Origin of the sequence: Pedobacter terrae, assembly GCF_036946585.1 — a bacterium.
GTDB lineage: Bacteria > Bacteroidota > Bacteroidia > Sphingobacteriales > Sphingobacteriaceae > Pedobacter > Pedobacter terrae_C.
On the sequence record NZ_JAQIIV010000020.1, the window covers coordinates 37,674 to 55,983 of the forward strand.

Sequence of the window (18,310 nt, forward strand, 5' to 3'; positions counted from 1 at the left end):
CTCCATCTCATTCTAAATACTGGGCCTGTACATAGATGTGAATGAACTACGTAAATCTACCGATTAAATTACTTTTCACAACGATATTTATTAAATTTCAAAAGATATTTAAATCTATCTTCAACGTTAGTCCTTATCCCCCCATAAATTGTCGCCTTTGCACCGCTTTAGTCGGCTAATTTATTTGCAAATTTGATCTAACAAATTATTAATCAATATTATTCGATATAATTTCTAATTAATCCGAGTGAAGAATAACGAGAACTTAAATTATACCTTATGGAAAAAATTCAATTTAAAACCACAATTAACGCACCAAGAGAGAAAGTTTGGGATGTACTTTTTGGGTTAAAAACCTACCCTGAATGGACCGCTGTATTTGCTGAAGGATCGCAAGTGGAAACTGACTGGAAAAAAGGAAGCCGGGCCATTTTTGGAGATGGCAAAGGAAATGGGATGGTTGCGGTGATCCACGAAAATATACCCAATCAACACCTGTCCATTAAACACATCGGCGAAATAAAAGATGGCAAAGAAGAGCTACACGATTGGGGCGAATCTTTCGAAAATTATACCTTAAACGAAAAAAACGGCATAACCGAACTACTGATCGATATGGATATGGTTAAAGAATGGGTCGAATATTTCACAGAAACATGGCCAAAAGCTTTAGCTAAAGTGAAAGAAATTGCCGAAAGATAAAGATTTAAAGAGACATATAATAACCAAAAAAGCCTTTCATTACTGAAAGGCTTTTAGAAGTGGTGCCACCTGGATTCGAACCAGGGACACAAGGATTTTCAGTCCTTTGCTCTACCGACTGAGCTATGGCACCATCCGTTTGGGATTGCAAATGTAGTGTTCTTTTTCTAAAATCCAAAAAAGGATTTCAGATTTTTTATATAAATGCATAGATAACGCGTCAACTTTTTGATCAGCAGAAAGATGCGATAAAATATTTTTATTCATTTATCCAAAATCATCAATATAAATGAATCTGCTGTTTCCGCTAAACTTCGAGCATTTCAAAAAACTACCAAAAACGAAAAAAGCCTTTCATTGCTGAAAGGCTTTTGGAAGTGGTGCCACCTGGATTCGAACCAGGGACACAAGGATTTTCAGTCCTTTGCTCTACCGACTGAGCTATGGCACCATCCGTTTGGGATTGCAAATGTAGTGTTCTTTTTTCAAAAGCAAAACTTTTTTTCGATTATTTCATTGTGACGCTGATTATCAATAAATTAATTTTTCTTTTTTCGAAAAGCACATGGTCATCCTTGCTTAGAATGAATACAAACAAAAAATTTTTAAGATTTTTTATGCATGCATAGTATTTTATTTGGATTAATATCCTATTTTAGCATGACAATCTAATTTTGCATGGTAGCACAGATCCTTTTTCTAGTACTTACACTTGCAGCAATTGCGCTGTTTACAGTTAACCTGCGTAAAATAATTCGCAACATCCGCTTAGGCAAACCGGTGAACCGACAAGATCAGCCGCAAAAAAGATTAATGACCATGCTTCGGGTGGCTTTTGGTCAATCTAAAATGGTTGTTCGCCCTATCCCTGCCTTTCTCCATTTTTTTGTTTACATCGGCTTCGTGATCATCAACATCGAAGTATTGGAAATCATGATTGACGGATTATTCGGCACGCATCGTATTTTTAATGGTCTGGGCGGTTTGTATAATTTCCTGATCGGCTCTTTCGAAATCCTGGCCTTTACCGTTTGGGTTTCCTGCGCTATTTTTCTTGTCCGTAGAAACATTTTAAAACTCAAACGCTTTAGTGGCGTAGAGATGAAAAGCTGGCCAAAATCTGATGCCAACTATATTCTCATCACGGAGATTTTGTTAATGAGCGCTTTCTTGTTCATGAATGCAGCTGATGCAAAACTACAGCTCATGGGGGCCAGTCATTATATTCATGCCGGTGCATTTCCAGTAAGCCAGTATTTAATGAACATTTTGCCATCATCAGAAAACACCTTGGTTATTATCGAACGCAGCTGTTGGTGGTTCCACATCATTGGTATTTTGGCTTTCTTAAATTACCTGCCCTATTCAAAACATTTCCATATTCTTTTTGCTTTTCCAAACACCTATTTTTCAAACCTGGAACCTAAAGGTGAGTTTACCAACATGGCTTCAGTTACCAATGAGGTAAAAGCGATGCTCGATCCTTCTTTTGTTCCAGCAGAAGCTGAACCAGGTAAATTTGGTGCCAACGACGTGACCGATTTAAGCTGGGTAAACCTGATGAATGCTTATACCTGCACTGAATGTGGAAGATGTACATCGGTATGTCCGGCTAATATTACTGGTAAACTTTTATCTCCGCGAAAAATCATGATGGACACCCGCGACCGGATAACCGAAGTGGGCCAGAATATTGATAAACATGGCGAAGCACACCAGGATGGGAAATCATTATTGGACGATTACATCAGCAGAGAAGAGATCTGGGCCTGTACCAGCTGTAACGCCTGCGTTGAAGCCTGCCCGGTAAATATAGATCCTTTACAGATTATCATGGAACTGCGTCGTTTTGCCGTAATGGAAGAATCTCAGGCTCCGGGAAGTATTAATGCGATGCTGGGCAATATTGAGAATAACCAGGCACCTTGGAAATACTCTCCAGCTGACCGCTTTAACTGGGCGAAAGAAAGTTAGCAGTTGGCAGTTTTCAGTTTTCAGTTGACAATGAATTAAATAATAATCATATCAAGTCTTTATACTTGTTACTTGATACCAGATCATAAACAAATGGAATTTAAAGTACCTACAATGGCCGAGTTAATGGCTGCAGGTGAAGAACCGGAAATATTATTTTGGGTAGGTTGCGCTGGAAGTTACGATGAAAGAGCGCAGAAAATTACCCGCGACATTTGCAAAATCTTACATCATGTAGGTATTAAATATGCTGTTTTAGGAACGGAAGAGAGTTGTACCGGAGATCCTGCCAAAAGAGCTGGGAACGAGTTCCTTTTTCAGATGCAGGCCATGACCAATATTGAGGTATTGAATGCTTATAACATTAAAAAAATTGTTACCGGCTGTCCGCATTGTTTCAACACCATTAAAAATGAGTATCCCGGTTTAGGCGGCACTTATGAAGTGATCCACCATACGCAACTAATACAGGATTTAATTAATGAAGGCAAGCTAAAAGCCGAAGGCGGCGAAAGTTTCAAAGGCAGAAAAATCACTTATCACGATCCATGTTATCTGGGTCGTGGCAATGGAATTTATGAAGCACCTAGAAAAGCGTTAGAGGTACTTGATGCACAGTTGGTAGAAATGAAACGCTGCAAAAGTAATGGCTTATGCTGTGGTGCTGGTGGCGCCCAGATGTTTAAAGAACCAGAGAAAGGAAATAAAGACATTAATGTTGAACGTATTGATGAGGCATTAGAAACCAATCCACAGGTTATTGCAGCAGGTTGTCCGTTCTGTATGACGATGTTAAGTGATGGTATTAAGCTAAAAGATAAAGAACAGGAAATTAAGGTATTGGATATTGCAGAGATTACCGCAAGGGCAAACGGACTTTAACAACCGTTTCACCTAAATAAAGAAGCTGTATCATTAGAGTGATTGTTATCCTGGGGTTAGGTTTCGTTATTGCGAACCAGATTGAGAGCCACGTAATAGTCATGAATACTTTTAAAAAAATTAATAAACAATCTTAATTCACATGCTTCAAGATTTCCGCCCGCGAGAAAATGACTCCACACGATACTGTACTCCAAAACAAACAGTTTTCTTAAAATTATGATCTAATGGCGTTATTTTTAGGAAAGCAATTTCGACAATCCTTAGGTTATTTTCTTCCTGCTCTACCTCATGCCATGAAATGGCATCCGTTCGATCAGGTTTAGATTGGTTGTTTTTCTGCTACTAGGTCAGTTTTCCCGTTGCACAGAACTAAATTTATAGCCCTGATCGCAGCGGCATCCCCAGATCCTTCATCGGGGATAAAGCGGAGAGCAGGAGTAACTTAAAAAAAAGCGAATAACATTGCGCTCCGAAAATAACCAAAAATCTTTTTATAATATAATTGTTGCTTAGTCTTAGAAAGTAATTTCAGCAATCCTTAGGTTAATTTCTTCCTGCTCTACCTCCTGCCATGAAAAATGGCATCCGTCCGATCAGGTTTAGCTTAGTTTCTTTCTGCTACCAGGTCAGTTTTCCCGTTGCACAGAACTAAATTTATAGCCCTGATCGCAGCGGCATCCCCAGATCCTTCATCGGGGATAAAGCGGAGAGCAGGACTAAAAAAAATGAGAATGACCCTGCGCTTCAAAAACAAACAACAAGCTTAATAACCTGAATTCGATAATTATTTGCTAAAAACAGTGCTTTAAAAGTGAATGATTTAGCGCTATTCGTCATGCTGAATTTATTTCAGCATCTATTAACAGGAAAGAACCTGAAATAAATCAGGGTGACGACTTTGAATTAAAAATATCTGAAATGAGTCCTTTCAGAGATTAATTTTATTCAGCTTATCACGAATGAGATTTAAATCTTCAGCCTCCATATTTTTTAAAGGGATAACGATCTGCGTAGCCATCGAATCCACATCCCCTCCCCTATCTTTATAGGTCTGCACAATCACATCATCTCCTTTGGTATGAATATATAATTTACCTGCAGTGGTTGTACCATAATAATCCATATCCTTAAATTTCGAGAGCTTGAATGCGAAATACTCTGTTTTACCGTTATTAAAATATCGCTTATAACGGCAAAAGCCATTGTTGGTAACATTTAATTCGTAGCGTTTTATCCGATCGCTTTCCTGGCTGTTATCATAATGATCGGTGAAGGTTTTATGGAGATAGCTGGCACACTGTTCCATAGATTCGGGATCTGAAAAAGCACATAAAAACATACAAAAAGCCGGAAATAGGGACATTTTCAAGCAGCGTGTAAACTTTTTCATCGGGTTAGCGTTTTAAACACAGCAATTTAATTAAAATCGTAAATTTGTATATGAGTTTTTCTCCACAATCAAGAGTTTGGATATACCAAAGCGATCGCAAATTTACTTCTACTGAAGAAACTGAGATCTTAAACAAGCTAGCAGCTTTTACTAACCAATGGAAAGCACACGGAAATGAATTGCTTGCAAAAGCAGAAATACGTTATGGCTTTTTTATTATTCTAACCGTCGATGAAAGTCAGGCTGGCGTCACCGGTTGTTCGATTGATAGTTCAGTTCGCCTTATTAAAGAAATTGAGCAGGAATATCATGTAGATCTTTTTAATCGTTTCAACATCGCCTATAAAGTAAATGGAGAAGTGGTGGTAAATAACAAGGAAGACTTTGAAACTTTAGTAAATATAAAACAGGTAACCACAGAAACGATTGTGTTTAACAATATGGTTCAAAACCTGGCTGAGCTTGAAACGAAGTGGGAAGTTCCTTTTAAAAATAGCTGGCATTCTACTGTTTTTGCACATTTATTATAAGCTCATGTTCATCGTAGATCTTAAATATATTGTTCCACTCACTGAGTTAGATGCGCATATGGAAGCCCATGTGCAATATTTAAAGAAATACTATAAGAAAAATATTTTTGTGGCTTCGGGCAGAAAAGTGCCCCGAACCGGTGGAATTATTTTGGCCCTGGCTAAAGATGAAGCTGAATTAAAGAAAATTTTGATGGAAGATCCGTTTTATAAACACCGATTGGCGGATTTCACCATCACACATTTTCTTACCTCCCAATACCATCCTGATCTGGAATCGCTTTTAAGCTAATCTATTCCTTGAATTGTTCTTATTCCAGCTATTTTTATTGTAAGCCAAACAATTAGCTAACAAAAAACATTATATTGGTTAAATCAAATCATGTTTATGAAGCGCTGGCTTAAAATCTCTTTAAAAATCCTATCGGTTTTCGTTATCCTGATTATTTTAACCTGGCTTGCAGGCGCTTTTTACATCAGCAGAAATAAAAAAGAAGTATTGGCTTCTATCCTCTCGCAACTGAATAAAAACTTAAACGGACAGATTACCGCCACCAGCATGGAGCCTACGCTGCTGAAAAGCTTCCCGGGGGTTTCTGTTTCGTTAAATGGGGTTTTATTAAGAGATAGCTTATGGGCACAGCATAAACACGACCTGCTAAAAGCACAGGATATTGATGTTTCATTAAATGTACTATCCCTTATTATAGGCAATATCAACATTAAACAGATTGCCATTAACAATGCCTCCATTTATATCTATACCGATTCAACAGGTTATAGCAACACCAGCATTTTTAAGAGTAAACCGAAAACCGATAAAAAATCGTCACCAAAATCTTCCGCCCTGGAAGTTAAAAAAATTGATTTTAACCAGGTGAGCCTGGTATTGGACAATAAGAAAAGATTTAAACTGTTTAATTTTAACATCGATCAGATCCAGGGCAGAATGGAATACCCGGATAGTGGGTGGACAGGTAAAATTAAGTTACAGACTAAAGTAAACAGCTTTGCCTTTAATACCCGTAAAGGTAGCTTTTTAAAAGATAAAACTTTAGATGGCACCCTGAATGCGCATTATAGTCGTGATTTGGATGCGATTATACTAAGCCCCAAAATCCTGAAAATTGGTGGCCACCCGTTTAAAATCGGAGCCAAAATAGACTTAGCTAAATCTGCTTTTGCCATTAGCATTGCTGTTGACGACATTTTATTCAGGGATGTTGCTTTACTTTTATCCCCCAACATTTCCTCCAAACTGCTAAAATTTGGCATTGAAAAACCAATCGATATTAGGGGTAACATCATTGATGACGGATCAGGAAAATATGGAGATCCTTTGATCAACGTTGGCATAACGGTAAGAGACAATGTGGTTTCTATCCCGGCAGGTAAATTAACAGCCTGTAATTTTGATGGCTCATTTACCAATCGCGATACCGTCGGCGGCATTATTGGCGATGAAAATTCTTCCATTAAGTTCCACAGGCTTACGGCAAAATATTTTAATGCACCGCTTAAAATTGACACTTTTACGGTTAACAATCTTTCCCGTCCTATTGCCACAGGGTTGGTCACTTCGCAATTTCCGCTAACCAACCTAAACAATTCATTGGGCACGAACGATTTTGAATTTAAAAACGGTACTGCCAACTTAAGGTTGTATTGCAAGGCTGATATTGACAATTTCAGGTTTACCAAACCGGTTGTATCGGGTAAAATACAGATTGCTGATGCTGATATTCTTTACATACCAAGAAAACTCCATCTGGTAAAAAGTGCTTTAAATATCAATTTTAACCAAAATGATTTATCCGTACAGAACGGGCATTTCCAATTGGGTAAAAGCGAACTCAATGTAAGCTGTAACATTGCCAACTTTGCCAACCTGTATTATACGGCTCCGGAAAAAATATTGGTGAATTTAAAAATGTCGAGCCCCCAACTCTACCTAAAAGAGTTTTTACCTTTCTTAGGACCAAGAACGGCAAAGAAAAAATCGGGTGGCAATAAAAAAGTCGTTTCGAAAGAGCTTAGCAATGTGCTGGAGCTCTCCAAAATGAACATCCGTTTAACCGTAGATAAAGCCATTTATGATAACTTCCTGGCCAAAAACCTCGATGCCGATATTTCTTTACGTGGCGGAGGTATATTCTTTAATAAAATAAGTGTTATACATGCAGGCGGTCAATTATCGCTTAATGGGAATATTATGCAGGAAGCGTCATCAAATAGCTTTAAGGTCAACTCAAAGATCAGCCATGTAAGCGTAAAGGACTTCTTTTATTCGTTTGACAACTTTGGGCAAAACACCATTACCAATAAAAATTTAAAAGGTTATTTGTCATCGTTAGTTAACATTTCTGGTAGAATATCGCACACAGGAAAAATTCTGCCAAGATCAATCAACGGTAAAGTAGTGTTCAACCTGAACAATGCCGCATTGGTTAATTTCGAGCCGATGGTTAAGGTAGGTAAATTTGCCTTTGCCAACAGAAACCTATCAAACGTAGAAATCAAAAATCTTGATGGAACCCTTAATATTCATGGAGATAAGGTAGAGATCAGTCCGATGCAGGTTAACTCCAGCGCTTTAAACTTTAATGTAAAGGGTATTTATGCTTTAGGTACCGGTACAAATGTACAAATGGACATTCCATTGCGAAATCCAAAGGGAGATGAAAACCTAACTAAATCAGAAAAAAGAGAAGCCCGTATGCGAGGTATCGTATTGCACTTAAAAGCTATTGATGATGAAAAGGGCGGGATAAAGATCAGGTGGAATAAAGATCATGACTAGTATCAGTCCATAGTCTCAAGTCCTAAGTCGATAAACGGACTGAAGACTCAGGACTTGAGACTCCAGGCTAAAAATCCAGGGGTCCCAACCTGTTCATATTTCTCAAAATCAGGTACTGGCGATGCCTGATATAGGGAGTTGCATTTTTGGGTGTCCACCTTCTGGGGTTTGGAAAACAAGAAGCAATTAAAGCGGCTTGTTTTTTGGTCAATTTTGTACACGATTTGCCATAATATGCTTGAGCAGCGGCCTCGGCACCATAAATTCCGTCGCCCATTTCAATTACATTGAGGTAAACTTCCAATATTCGTTCTTTGCTCCAAAACAACTCTATCAACAAAGTAAAATAGGCTTCAAAACCTTTTCTGATCCATGATCGGCCAGGCCATAAAAAGACATTTTTAGCAGTTTGCTGTGAAATGGTACTTCCACCTTTAATCTTTTTTCCTTTGGCATTACTGGCAAATGCTTTTTCTATGGCTTTCATATCAAAACCGATATGGGATAAAAAAAGCTGATCTTCAGCAGAAACTGCTGCCCTTTTCATGTTATCAGAAATATCATCAAATTTGACCCATTTTTTTTCTGTTTTAAAAGGTTTTCCATCTGCTTTACGCTCAATATTTCGGAGTACCATTAAAAGGGTAATAGGTGGATTGATGAAACGGAGCGCGATAACCCAAAACACAGAAACCAATAAAAAATAGATGAATACTTTTGTAGCCGCATTGGTAATTTTCTTCAGCAGAGGATGTTTTGCTTTACTTTTGGTCTTGGTTGCCCGTGTTTTTGCCATAAACGCAAAGGTAATTAAAGAGACTGAAAATGAAAGCGGGAATAAAGGCCTTAATCGTGAAGATACTAACTATCTGCAGGCACAAGTACCATCAATTTCTTTCATCACAGGGCTAATTTATACCGATAAATAAGTTTGTTTATGTATTTTAGACCGGCAATGAGAATCAACTGTTCTCATTCCCTATGCCAAACGAAAACCCGAATATCAGAACCACGAACAATTAACCAAATGAAAAAACTAAGCTACCTATTTCTCGCCCTTGGCTTATGGAGCTGCAGCACCACTAAAAATATCAATAACAAATCTGAAAAGTGGATCATACTTTTTAACGGGAAAGACATTAAGGATTGGAATGTTAAAATCCACCATCACGACTATAATGTAAATTTCGGTAATACTTTTAGGGTTGAAGATGGCATCATTAAAGTACGATATGATCAATATGGCGATTTTAATGATCAGTTCGGCCACCTTTACTATAAAACACCTTTTTCATGTTATCATTTGAAGTTGAAATACCGTTTCGTAGGCGAGTTGCAAAAAGGAGCACCAAGTTATACGTTACGCAATAGCGGTGTGATGTTCCATTCTCAGGATCCGAAAACAATGCCCAAGGAACAAGATTGGCCAATTTCGATTGAGATGCAGTTTTTAGGTGGCTTGAGTGACGGTCGCCCCCGCCCAACGGGAAATATGTGTTCCCCAGGTACCGACATTTTTTATAAGGGTAAATTGTACGACAGCCATTGCCTGGACTCTAAATCTAAAACATATGACGGTGATCAATGGGTATCTGCAGAATTGATTGTATTAGGCGATTCACTCGTTACCCACATCATCAATGGCGATACCGTTTTACAATATAGTAAACCCCAGATTGGCGGAGACGTGGCCAACCGTTACGACCCTAAAATTAAAATAGATGGCAAAGCACTTAAATCGGGTTTTATTGCTTTACAAAGTGAAGGACAACCGGTAGATTTTAAAGATATCCAGATTATGGAGCTTCCTCACCATAGTATGAAAAAATCTAAGTAAACATTTTTCGATATCATACGTTACAACAACATGAAAGTTGCATTAATTACAGGCGGAAGCAAGGGAATTGGTTTCGGCATTGCCGAATCACTTTTAAAAGAAGGCTATAAAGTAGCCATTACAAGCAGAACGATTGCCAGTGCAAATCAGGCTGCATCTCAATTGGTAGCGCATGGTGATGTGTTGGCTATTGAAGCAGATGTGGTAGATTTTAAATCTCAGCAGGATGCTGTAAACCTGATACTCGAAAAATGGGGACAATTGGATGTACTGATTGCCAATGCCGGTATTGGTCATTTTGCTCCGGTTGATGAATTGGACATTAATCTATGGAAAGAGACGATTGACACCAATTTAACAGGTGTTTTCTACAGTATCAAAGCCTCGGTTGAAGAAATTAAAAAGACTAAGGGGCATATCTTTACGATCTCCAGCTTGGCAGGGACCAACTTTTTTGCGGGAGGATCAGCTTATAATGCCAGTAAATTCGGCTTGACAGGTTTTACACAATCGGTAATGCTTGATTTAAGAAAATATGGTGTAAAGGTGAGTACCATTATGCCGGGATCGGTAGCGAGCCACTTTAACGATCATCAACCCAATGCTGAAGATGATGCCTGGAAAATCCAGCCAGAAGACATGGGCAAACTGATTGTCGATTTGTTAGCGATGCCAGCAAGAACGCTGCCAAGTAAGGTAGAAATCAGACCAACTACGCCGAAAGGATCATAAGGACGGATGATGGACGGTGGAGGTAATTGTACAACCTAATAGATTACCATCATTTTTATACTGCGGGGAGCGATTAAGCGTTTCCCATACACTTTAATAATTTAACTCAATATCAGTTTATTGCATTATTCATTCAATCCAAATGACCTGACTTTATTACAAAAAACATATCAATTTGGGTTGACTTTGTTACAAAAACGAAATAAAATGGGTTGACTCTATTACAAATCGAATTAAAAACACCCTTAAGCTAGAAAAAACAATTACGACATCAGGAAAGCCATATTTGTGGCTAAACCTTCCATATTATTCAGGAACGCGCATAGCAGAATATGCGAAATGGTTAACAGATCAAACACTTTAGCCATACAGCTTAAACTGCCTTCGTGATTCTATCTTACATTATTCATCTTCCATAAAAAAAGTCTCGATGAAAATCGAGACTTTTTATTGATTCTTTAAAGAATGCTTATTCAGCAATTACTTCGAAAGGAACCTGAACTTTAACTTCTTTGTGTAAGTTTAAGTTAGCTACATATTCGCCAACAAATTTAGGTTCAGTTTCGAAAGTGATACGACGACGGTCTACATCAAAGCCTTGTGCTTTTAATGCTTCAGCAATCTGGATGGTATTAACCGCTCCGAAGATTTTTCCGCTTTCGCCTGCTTTGGCACCGATTGAAAGTTTAACATCAGCTAAGCGCTCAGCCACACCTTCAGCATCTTTCTTAATTTTATCTTGTTTAAAAGCAGCTTGCTTTAAATTTTCTGCCAACACTTTTTTAGCAGAAGAAGTAGCTAGTGCTGCAAATCCTTGAGGGATTAAATAGTTACGGCCAAAACCTGGCTTTACTGTAACTACATCATCTTTCTCTCCAAGGCCTTTAATATCTTGTTTTAAAATAATTTCCATATCTCTAGCCTCCTATTTTAATTGATCAGCAACGAAAGGTAACAAACCGATATGACGGGCACGTTTAACGGCCTGTGCCACTTTACGTTGGAATTTTAACGAAGTACCGGTTAAACGGCGTGGTAACAATTTACCTTGATCGTTAATAAATTTCAACAAGAAGTTTGCATCCTTGTAATCAATGTATTTAATGCCATTTTTCTTGAAACGGCAATATTTTTTACGGTTATCCTCTACTTTAGGGGCAGTTACGTATTGTATTTGTTCTCTTGCCATTACGCTGCAACCTCCTTAGTTTTTTTGTTAAAAGCACCACTACGCTTTTTCTCATTGTAAGCAACAGCGTGTTTGTCTAAACGGATAGTTAAGAAACGTAACACACGCTCATCGCGTTTTAATTCAAGCTCTAATTTTGCGATCAAATCTCCTGAAGCTTTGTATTCAGTTAAGTTGAAGAATCCATTTGATTTTTTTGCAATTGGATACGCTAATTTTCTCAAACCCCAATTATCTTCCTGGATAATTTCGGCTCCGTTATCAGTTAGAACTGCTTTGAATTTAGCTAATGCCTCTTTCGCAGCCTCTTCAGATAACAACGGGGTTAGAACGATAACAGTTTCGTACTGATTCATTGTTATAAATTATGTTTTTAATTTTTTAATCCCGAGGTATATTACGGGGATGCAAAAGTAACAATATATTTCTTAAAATCAAATGATTAATTGGATTTTATGTACTGAACTAAAATATAATGAGGTAAAATGGAAGATGGAAATAAAACCAGTCTTGTAACATCATCCATCTCACATAAAAAATAATCAGATTTTATCTATACAGGGCAGTTTTACAACATCAGCCAATCTTACCTCTCCCATCATACATAAAAAAGGGAGTTCGTCTATCCGACAATCTCCCTATATCAATTAGCTGTAAAGATTTTTAATAGGTTTCTATCGTTTTTACAAAACTATCATCATTGTACTTAACCACAAAGGTTAACTCTTTAGAATCTGTTTTGCCGACATTGAATTTCTTTATCAATTGTGATTTATCCTTGAATACTTCATTGTAAACCACATCGTTGTACTCGTTATACACGCTAACTTCTACCGGATTGTTTTCCAGGTTTTCAAGGTTAAGCGTAATGACCTGATCCTTTTTAGTATAAACTGGCCTGAATACATTGGATATCTTTGGCTCAGAAACAATCGCTTCACCATTTTTGATTATTACATTGTATTTAGCAACTTTTTCACCTGATTCTGCTTTAAGCGTATACTTTCCGTCAGGAAGTTCATTAAGGTCATAGATTTTGCTGGAAGCTGCCGGAGCATGAATGGTTTCTTCAAACAATACTTCATTATCCGCATCAATTAACGATACATTAATATTCTCTGCTTTATCTACAGAAAAACGGATAAATTTTTCCTTTTCACCTTTTACTTTTAAAGTAAAATCACCATCGTTAGCGTATACACCCGTAGCAGTAAAAAATAAGGCTGCTATTAAACCGATTTTTAAGAACTTTTTCATAACCAATATTTTTAAAGAATTAATAACTATATGATACCACTAAGGTAAGGAGGCAATTGACAGATAGTTGATTGCATATTTTCCAATATCTATGTTATATTACCCTTATTAACCGGCTATTTTAACAAAAAGCATAATAAAGCATATTTTTTATGTATTTTAGTATAATAATTTAATAGGATATGAAACCAAGTTTTGAGGTTGTTGAGCCTTCTTTCGGAAGTTCATTTTATTATTCTAAATATGTAGAAAATGCCAACAACATGGCTCACCTTTGGCATTACCATCCTGAAATTGAAATGGTATTTGTTAACGGCGGCGCCGGAAAAAGACAGATCGGCAGTCACGTTTCTTATTATACCGAAGGCGATCTGATTCTCATTGGCAGTAACCTCCCCCACTGTGGCTTTACTGATACCAATACCGGCAACAAAAACGAAACCGTTATCCAAATGAAACCTGATTTTCTGGGCAGCGTTTTTTTGGGCCTGCAGGAGATCAAAGGAATACAAGAATTGTTTGATAAATCAAAAGCTGGAATAGCTTTTGGCACGGAAACCATGCAAGCAGTGGGCCACAGTATAGAAATGATGGACGATCAGCCGCCTTTTGAAAGACTTTTATCCCTGCTTGGTATATTAAATGAACTTGAACATGCCAAAGACTATAAAATTTTAAATGCCGACGGATTTTCGATGGAAATGCAGGTACAGGATAATGACCGGATTAACATGGTTTTTAATTATGTAAAAGATCATTTCCAGGAACAGATTAGCTTACAGCATGTAGCAGAAATGTCAAGCATGACCGTTCCATCCTTTTGCCGTTACTTCAAAAAGATCACCAAGAAAACATTTACACATTTCGTAAACGAGTATCGGGTAGTACATGCGTCAAAGCTTTTAGCCGAAAAACAGACCAGCATTGCGAATATTTCTTACGAAAGCGGTTTTAACAACTTTAGCCATTTTAATAAATTATTTAAGGAGTTTACAGGCAAAAGCGCTTCAGAATATAGGAATGAATTGAAGGCTATTATAAAATAACAGCCTATTTTCATAAATATAGGTGTATTCTCAGCGTTTTCTCTTCTAGGTCCTTCGACAATGAAAACGAAATTTTTTATCGATACTCACCAATCTGCACGGACTTACAAGTCTTGTAGTTATTTCAAAGCTACTGTCTTAAATTACTTTACAAGTATTATTAGAAATCTGATCGAAATACTGAATTGCTATTCCATCGTTACTAAAACGACAATACGCTTCCTTGGCAGTTAAATAAACAGACTCACCCAACAATTTACCTGTACAACCATAACTCTTTTGAACCAACTGCTCATATTTCAATTTACCACTACTTTAATGATAAAATTATTTATTACCTGAAATCGATTAATAGTTCAGCTTTAAATGGCCCCCGTAAGATATTTTCAATTCAGAGTCGTCCTGAACCGAGCCTTGGCGAGCTCACCGAAGGTAATTCATTTCAGGGTCCTTCATGCTAAAGATGCTGACCATGCAGTAGCTACAAGGTAATTGAAAACACTAGCGCTACTTGTAAAATAAATTCAGCATGAATAATAGATCAAAATTGATCACTTTTACAACACTATTTTTAACAAATAATTATCAAATTCAGGTTTATCGGCTCTTTTTTACAGGAACATTAGATTAATAATAAGCAGGATAGGATGCAATGGATGAACGTTTGACTTTTCATGAAAATATTTCACGAATATATATTTTAGTTATAAATTAATAAAACCATTTTTAACGTTTCATTCCATAATCAACCATGAAAAAACTCCTGCTACTGGCCATAGCCAATATGATTTGCGTATCGCTTTTTGCTCAATATGTCGACATCAACCTGGTCAATTGCAAAATAAGTGATACTGAACAAAAGAAAATAGAAAAACTAATCGCCTATGAGCGTATGTTCTGCAATGAAATTTTTGAAACAAGGGAAAACATTACCGCCCCTGTAAAACTAAACCTCTACGGAAAAAATAAAGATTACAGGTTAGTGCAAAAAACATACAAAGCACCCATTAACAGTGCTGGATTCTACATAGCAGCAATTAATGAAGCCTTCGTATACAAAAGCAGCGATTTTATTCCGGTTGCACTCCACGAGGCCAGTCACAGTATTTTTCAGTTCAATTTTAAAAATTCGCCTAAATGGCTGAATGAGGGATTAGCGGAGTTTTTTGAAACTCTTGACTTTGACAGTGAAGGAAATTTATATGCTTACCCACAAAGCGCAAGAATTAAAAGCATAAAATCAGGAATAGATGTTAAAGATAGTGAAAGATTAAAAAACTTCTTTAAAATATATAGTGGTTCATTTTATGGCCATGATATAGATGATAACTACAATACCGCGTATAGTGTGATTTACTTTTTTATCAAATCAAAAAGAACGGACATGCTTAAAAACATCATTAAACTAAATACGCGGGGTTATGACACAGAAAAAGCAATCGAACTTACTTTTGGTAGTTTTGACAAATTTGAAGAAAGATATAAACAGTTTTATTACTATCATAGATAATCTTTAATGTCGGCTGACAAGGGAGCTTCTTTCTGATCACATTTCAACTTTTCCACATTCCAACATTTCAATCTAACAACACCTAAATTTTTCCTATTTTCGTGCCGATGGAAAATTTTATCGTTTCTGCCCGTAAATACCGCCCAGCCACCTTCGAAACCGTTGTTGGCCAGCAGCATATTACCGGCACGTTAAAAAACGCCATTAAAAACAATCAACTTGCCCAGGCATTTTTATTTTGCGGGCCTCGTGGAGTGGGTAAAACGACCTGTGCTCGTATCCTGGCCAAAACCATTAACTGTACCAACCCTACAGCCGATATGGAAGCCTGCGGCCAATGCGACAATTGCCTGTCTTTCCAAAACGGACATTCATTTAATGTACACGAATTAGATGCGGCTTCAAACAACTCTGTTGATGATATCCGGAGTTTAATTGAACAGGTTAGAATACCGCCACAAGCTGGAAAGTATAAAATCTATATCATTGATGAGGTACACATGTTATCTCAAAGCGCATTTAATGCGTTTCTGAAAACACTGGAAGAACCACCATCTTATGCTATTTTTATCCTGGCTACTACCGAAAAACATAAAATCCTGCCAACCATTTTATCACGTTGCCAGATTTTTGATTTTAACCGCATCCAGGTAGAAGACATTGCCAGTCACCTATCCAAAATAGCCCAACGCGAAAACATTGCTTTCGAAAGTGATGGCCTGCATATTATTGCGCAAAAGGCCGATGGTGGATTACGTGATGCGCTTTCGATGTTCGATCAGATTGCCAGTTATGCAAACAAGAACATTACCTATAAGGCGGTAATCGATAACCTCAATATTTTAGATTACGATTATTTTTTCAAGCTCACCTCCTATTTAACAGCAGCAGAAGTGAGTCAGACCTTGCTCCTGTTTGATGAAATTTTGAACAATGGTTTTGATGGCAACAATTTTATCAATGGTTTGGCCAGTCACTTCCGTAATTTATTGGTCGGTAAAGATGCTGCTACCATTAAATTGTTAGAGGTTAGCGAAAATATTAAACAAAAATATCTGGATCAGTGCAGGCAAACCGAATTGTCATTTCTGTTAACGGCATTAAATTTAGCCAACACCTGCGATTTAAACTACAAAAACTCTAAAAACCAGCGTTTACAGGTAGAGTTGGCCTTGATTAAAATGTGCCATATCCGGTCGGTCGTCAATTTAGCACAACAGCCTTTAAGCCCCAATAACACAGCAACTGACGCAGATCAGGATAAAAAAAAAACTAATGTTATAGCTGAAAAAGCTGAAAATACGAAGCCGACAGCCGAAAGCGAAAAGACCATTCCTGAAACAATACCTGCCTTTAACACCCGTGTTCAGTCCAGCCCCCCTGTAGCGGAAAAAGCAAAAGAAAGCCCGAAAGTAAGCATTCCTTCGCCCTCTGCAACTTCCATCAGCATCAATATCCCAAAGGCAAGCGCAACAAGTATGCTGATCCCATCTTTGAATGATTTTGACCGCATCGCAAAGGAAGAAGAAGACAAAGGACCGAAAAAAGCAACCGGTGAAGCAAGGGAGCCTTTTAGTTACGATCGTTTACTGGAAGTATGGAATACTTTTACGCAAAAGATGAAGGCTGCCGATAAAATTAACCTTTTCACAATCTTAAATAATTTTGCACCAAGACTTTTAAATCCGGAGCTGATCGAAATTTCGGTAGAGAGTAAAACACAGGAACACCTGGTACAACAAGAATCTGTTGAACTATTAAATTTCTTACGGAACGAACTTAGAAATTTTGGTATTGAAGTTACTTATAAGTTAACCGAGCGGAAGATAGAAAACAGGCTCTACGGTAATCGCGAAAAGTATGATTACCTGGTCAACAAAAACCCAAAATTGGATGAGCTGCGGAGAAGGTTTAATTTAGATATTAACCCTTAATTAGTTGGCCATTCTTAATTTTCAGTTGGCAGTTTTAATTTGCAGATAACTGAAAACTACCAACTGAAAACTGCCAAACTAGTCTTTTGGCGAATCATTAATCGGATAACCTTCTTCATCCAGATCATCACGGTTATCTTCTGGTGTACGGGCAAGAATTTCATCCTCCGGACTAAGTTTTACACTCTCTCCGTTATCAACGTGCATACCTAGTTCTTCTAAATTGTCTTCAGCGATCTCCTCATCGCGTGCATATTCATCACCAACGTAAGGGTTTGCTTCATCATACGTAGAATCATCATCCCTTGCGCCTGCAGCAACGGTTTCATACCCCATCGGATGATCATATTCTTTATCCGTTCCCTTTACATCAAGTTCGTAACTCTCTTTATTTTCGTCGTACGATAAATTTTCCCGGTTAATTTCGCTACTTTCTGTAGTGCTGTGTATTTTATCCTGCGATCCTTTATTTTCGTTAATATCCATGGTATAGGTCTCCTTTAATTTATATTCTTATAACAAGG

At 37.5% G+C, this 18,310-nt stretch carries 18 protein-coding genes and 2 tRNA genes; 11 read left to right on the forward strand and 9 right to left on the reverse strand.

Features of this window, described 5'->3' with window-relative positions; all coding sequences use genetic code 11:
* The first annotated feature begins 279 nt into the window (after positions 1–279).
* On the forward strand, positions 280–702 hold the full coding sequence (locus PGN18_RS19550; protein WP_335321262.1) for an SRPBCC family protein: 423 nt from the start codon (positions 280–282) through the stop codon (positions 700–702).
* A 60-nt stretch (positions 703–762) separates the two neighbouring features.
* Here the strand turns inward: PGN18_RS19550 and PGN18_RS19555 are convergent.
* Positions 763–835, reverse strand: a tRNA-Phe gene (locus tag PGN18_RS19555).
* Positions 836–1,080: 245 nt separating this feature from the next.
* Positions 1,081–1,153: transfer RNA gene (locus tag PGN18_RS19560), tRNA-Phe, on the reverse strand.
* A gap of 227 nt (positions 1,154–1,380) precedes the next feature.
* Between PGN18_RS19560 and PGN18_RS19565 the strand changes: the two genes are divergently transcribed.
* Both PGN18_RS19565 and PGN18_RS19570 read left to right on the forward strand, forming a co-directional pair.
* On the forward strand, positions 1,381–2,676 hold the full coding sequence (locus PGN18_RS19565) for a (Fe-S)-binding protein (RefSeq protein ID WP_335321263.1): 1,296 nt from the start codon (positions 1,381–1,383) through the stop codon (positions 2,674–2,676).
* A 93-nt stretch (positions 2,677–2,769) separates the two neighbouring features.
* Complete coding sequence (locus tag PGN18_RS19570; protein WP_335321264.1) at positions 2,770–3,558, forward strand: (Fe-S)-binding protein; 789 nt, start codon at positions 2,770–2,772, stop codon at positions 3,556–3,558.
* Between the two features lie 931 nt (positions 3,559–4,489).
* Here the strand turns inward: PGN18_RS19570 and PGN18_RS19575 are convergent.
* Positions 4,490–4,951, reverse strand: coding sequence for a hypothetical protein (locus PGN18_RS19575; RefSeq protein ID WP_335321265.1), 462 nt, complete (start codon positions 4,949–4,951; stop codon positions 4,490–4,492).
* A 50-nt stretch (positions 4,952–5,001) separates the two neighbouring features.
* On the opposite strand from PGN18_RS19575, the gene PGN18_RS19580 reads away from it, so the two are divergent.
* From PGN18_RS19580 to PGN18_RS19590, 3 genes are all read left to right on the forward strand, one after another.
* Positions 5,002–5,481: an ABC transporter ATPase gene (locus PGN18_RS19580; protein ID WP_335321266.1), complete on the forward strand. Its 480-nt coding sequence runs from the start codon at positions 5,002–5,004 to the stop codon at positions 5,479–5,481.
* Positions 5,482–5,485: 4 nt separating this feature from the next.
* Complete coding sequence (locus tag PGN18_RS19585; RefSeq protein WP_335321267.1) at positions 5,486–5,773, forward strand: YciI family protein; 288 nt, start codon at positions 5,486–5,488, stop codon at positions 5,771–5,773.
* Between the two features lie 96 nt (positions 5,774–5,869).
* Positions 5,870–8,281, forward strand: a complete 2,412-nt coding sequence (locus PGN18_RS19590) for an AsmA family protein (RefSeq protein ID WP_335321268.1) — start codon at positions 5,870–5,872, stop codon at positions 8,279–8,281.
* Positions 8,282–8,348: 67 nt separating this feature from the next.
* Here the strand turns inward: PGN18_RS19590 and mtgA are convergent, their stop codons facing one another.
* Entirely contained in the window at positions 8,349–9,077 is a 729-nt protein-coding gene (gene mtgA, locus PGN18_RS19595; RefSeq protein ID WP_335321269.1) for a monofunctional biosynthetic peptidoglycan transglycosylase, read from the reverse strand.
* A gap of 231 nt (positions 9,078–9,308) precedes the next feature.
* Between mtgA and PGN18_RS19600 the strand changes: the two genes are divergently transcribed.
* Together PGN18_RS19600 and PGN18_RS19605 are read left to right on the forward strand one after the other, a co-directional pair.
* Entirely contained in the window at positions 9,309–10,118 is an 810-nt protein-coding gene (locus PGN18_RS19600; protein WP_335321270.1) for a 3-keto-disaccharide hydrolase, read from the forward strand.
* Positions 10,119–10,148: 30 nt separating this feature from the next.
* Positions 10,149–10,850: an SDR family oxidoreductase gene (locus tag PGN18_RS19605; RefSeq protein WP_335321271.1), complete on the forward strand. Its 702-nt coding sequence runs from the start codon at positions 10,149–10,151 to the stop codon at positions 10,848–10,850.
* A gap of 469 nt (positions 10,851–11,319) precedes the next feature.
* Here the strand turns inward: PGN18_RS19605 and rplI are convergent, their stop codons facing one another.
* The 4 genes from rplI to PGN18_RS19625 form a co-directional block, all read right to left on the reverse strand.
* A complete protein-coding gene (gene rplI, locus PGN18_RS19610; protein WP_090499059.1) occupies positions 11,320–11,763 on the reverse strand; it encodes a 50S ribosomal protein L9 in 444 nt (147 codons plus the stop codon).
* 12 nt (positions 11,764–11,775) lie between these two features.
* A complete protein-coding gene (gene rpsR / locus PGN18_RS19615; RefSeq protein ID WP_010599582.1) occupies positions 11,776–12,039 on the reverse strand; it encodes a 30S ribosomal protein S18 in 264 nt (87 codons plus the stop codon).
* Positions 12,039–12,395, reverse strand: a complete 357-nt coding sequence (rpsF, locus tag PGN18_RS19620) for a 30S ribosomal protein S6 (protein WP_090982636.1) — start codon at positions 12,393–12,395, stop codon at positions 12,039–12,041. The genes rpsR and rpsF overlap by 1 nt, the downstream gene beginning before the upstream one ends.
* 307 nt (positions 12,396–12,702) lie before the next feature.
* Positions 12,703–13,296 (reverse strand): hypothetical protein, encoded by a 594-nt coding sequence (locus PGN18_RS19625; protein ID WP_335321272.1) that lies wholly within the window; start codon positions 13,294–13,296, stop codon positions 12,703–12,705.
* A gap of 182 nt (positions 13,297–13,478) precedes the next feature.
* Here PGN18_RS19625 and PGN18_RS19630 point away from each other — a divergent pair, with 182 nt between their 5' ends.
* The 3 genes from PGN18_RS19630 to PGN18_RS19640 all read left to right on the forward strand — a co-directional run bounded on the left by PGN18_RS19630 (position 13,479) and on the right by PGN18_RS19640 (position 17,786).
* On the forward strand, positions 13,479–14,342 hold the full coding sequence (locus tag PGN18_RS19630; protein ID WP_335321273.1) for an AraC family transcriptional regulator: 864 nt from the start codon (positions 13,479–13,481) through the stop codon (positions 14,340–14,342).
* A 751-nt stretch (positions 14,343–15,093) separates the two neighbouring features.
* On the forward strand, positions 15,094–15,852 hold the full coding sequence (locus PGN18_RS19635; RefSeq protein WP_335321274.1) for a DUF1570 domain-containing protein: 759 nt from the start codon (positions 15,094–15,096) through the stop codon (positions 15,850–15,852).
* A 107-nt stretch (positions 15,853–15,959) separates the two neighbouring features.
* Positions 15,960–17,786 carry a DNA polymerase III subunit gamma/tau gene (locus PGN18_RS19640; protein WP_335321275.1) on the forward strand — a complete coding sequence of 609 codons (1,827 nt, stop codon included), beginning with the start codon at positions 15,960–15,962 and terminating at the stop codon, positions 17,784–17,786.
* A 78-nt stretch (positions 17,787–17,864) separates the two neighbouring features.
* Here the strand turns inward: PGN18_RS19640 and PGN18_RS19645 are convergent, their stop codons facing one another.
* Positions 17,865–18,272 (reverse strand): hypothetical protein, encoded by a 408-nt coding sequence (locus PGN18_RS19645; RefSeq protein ID WP_335321276.1) that lies wholly within the window; start codon positions 18,270–18,272, stop codon positions 17,865–17,867.
* Between the last annotated feature and the right edge of the window lie 38 nt (positions 18,273–18,310).

What these genes read in the sequence shown, in the direction of transcription:
- PGN18_RS19550 (WP_335321262.1), top strand. Translation starts at nt 280, where the DNA reads ATGGAAAAAATTCAATTTAAAACCACAATTAACGCACCAAGAGAGAAA.
- PGN18_RS19565 (WP_335321263.1), top strand. Translation starts at nt 1,381, where the DNA reads ATGGTAGCACAGATCCTTTTTCTAGTACTTACACTTGCAGCAATTGCG.
- PGN18_RS19570 (WP_335321264.1), top strand. Translation starts at nt 2,770, where the DNA reads ATGGAATTTAAAGTACCTACAATGGCCGAGTTAATGGCTGCAGGTGAA.
- PGN18_RS19575 (WP_335321265.1), bottom strand. Translation starts at nt 4,951, where the DNA reads ATGAAAAAGTTTACACGCTGCTTGAAAATGTCCCTATTTCCGGCTTTT.
- PGN18_RS19580 (WP_335321266.1), top strand. Translation starts at nt 5,002, where the DNA reads ATGAGTTTTTCTCCACAATCAAGAGTTTGGATATACCAAAGCGATCGC.
- PGN18_RS19585 (WP_335321267.1), top strand. Translation starts at nt 5,486, where the DNA reads ATGTTCATCGTAGATCTTAAATATATTGTTCCACTCACTGAGTTAGAT.
- PGN18_RS19590 (WP_335321268.1), top strand. Translation starts at nt 5,870, where the DNA reads ATGAAGCGCTGGCTTAAAATCTCTTTAAAAATCCTATCGGTTTTCGTT.
- mtgA (WP_335321269.1), bottom strand. Translation starts at nt 9,077, where the DNA reads ATGGCAAAAACACGGGCAACCAAGACCAAAAGTAAAGCAAAACATCCT.
- PGN18_RS19600 (WP_335321270.1), top strand. Translation starts at nt 9,309, where the DNA reads ATGAAAAAACTAAGCTACCTATTTCTCGCCCTTGGCTTATGGAGCTGC.
- PGN18_RS19605 (WP_335321271.1), top strand. Translation starts at nt 10,149, where the DNA reads ATGAAAGTTGCATTAATTACAGGCGGAAGCAAGGGAATTGGTTTCGGC.
- rplI (WP_090499059.1), bottom strand. Translation starts at nt 11,763, where the DNA reads ATGGAAATTATTTTAAAACAAGATATTAAAGGCCTTGGAGAGAAAGAT.
- rpsR (WP_010599582.1), bottom strand. Translation starts at nt 12,039, where the DNA reads ATGGCAAGAGAACAAATACAATACGTAACTGCCCCTAAAGTAGAGGAT.
- rpsF (WP_090982636.1), bottom strand. Translation starts at nt 12,395, where the DNA reads ATGAATCAGTACGAAACTGTTATCGTTCTAACCCCGTTGTTATCTGAA.
- PGN18_RS19625 (WP_335321272.1), bottom strand. Translation starts at nt 13,296, where the DNA reads ATGAAAAAGTTCTTAAAAATCGGTTTAATAGCAGCCTTATTTTTTACT.
- PGN18_RS19630 (WP_335321273.1), top strand. Translation starts at nt 13,479, where the DNA reads ATGAAACCAAGTTTTGAGGTTGTTGAGCCTTCTTTCGGAAGTTCATTT.
- PGN18_RS19635 (WP_335321274.1), top strand. Translation starts at nt 15,094, where the DNA reads ATGAAAAAACTCCTGCTACTGGCCATAGCCAATATGATTTGCGTATCG.
- PGN18_RS19640 (WP_335321275.1), top strand. Translation starts at nt 15,960, where the DNA reads ATGGAAAATTTTATCGTTTCTGCCCGTAAATACCGCCCAGCCACCTTC.
- PGN18_RS19645 (WP_335321276.1), bottom strand. Translation starts at nt 18,272, where the DNA reads ATGGATATTAACGAAAATAAAGGATCGCAGGATAAAATACACAGCACT.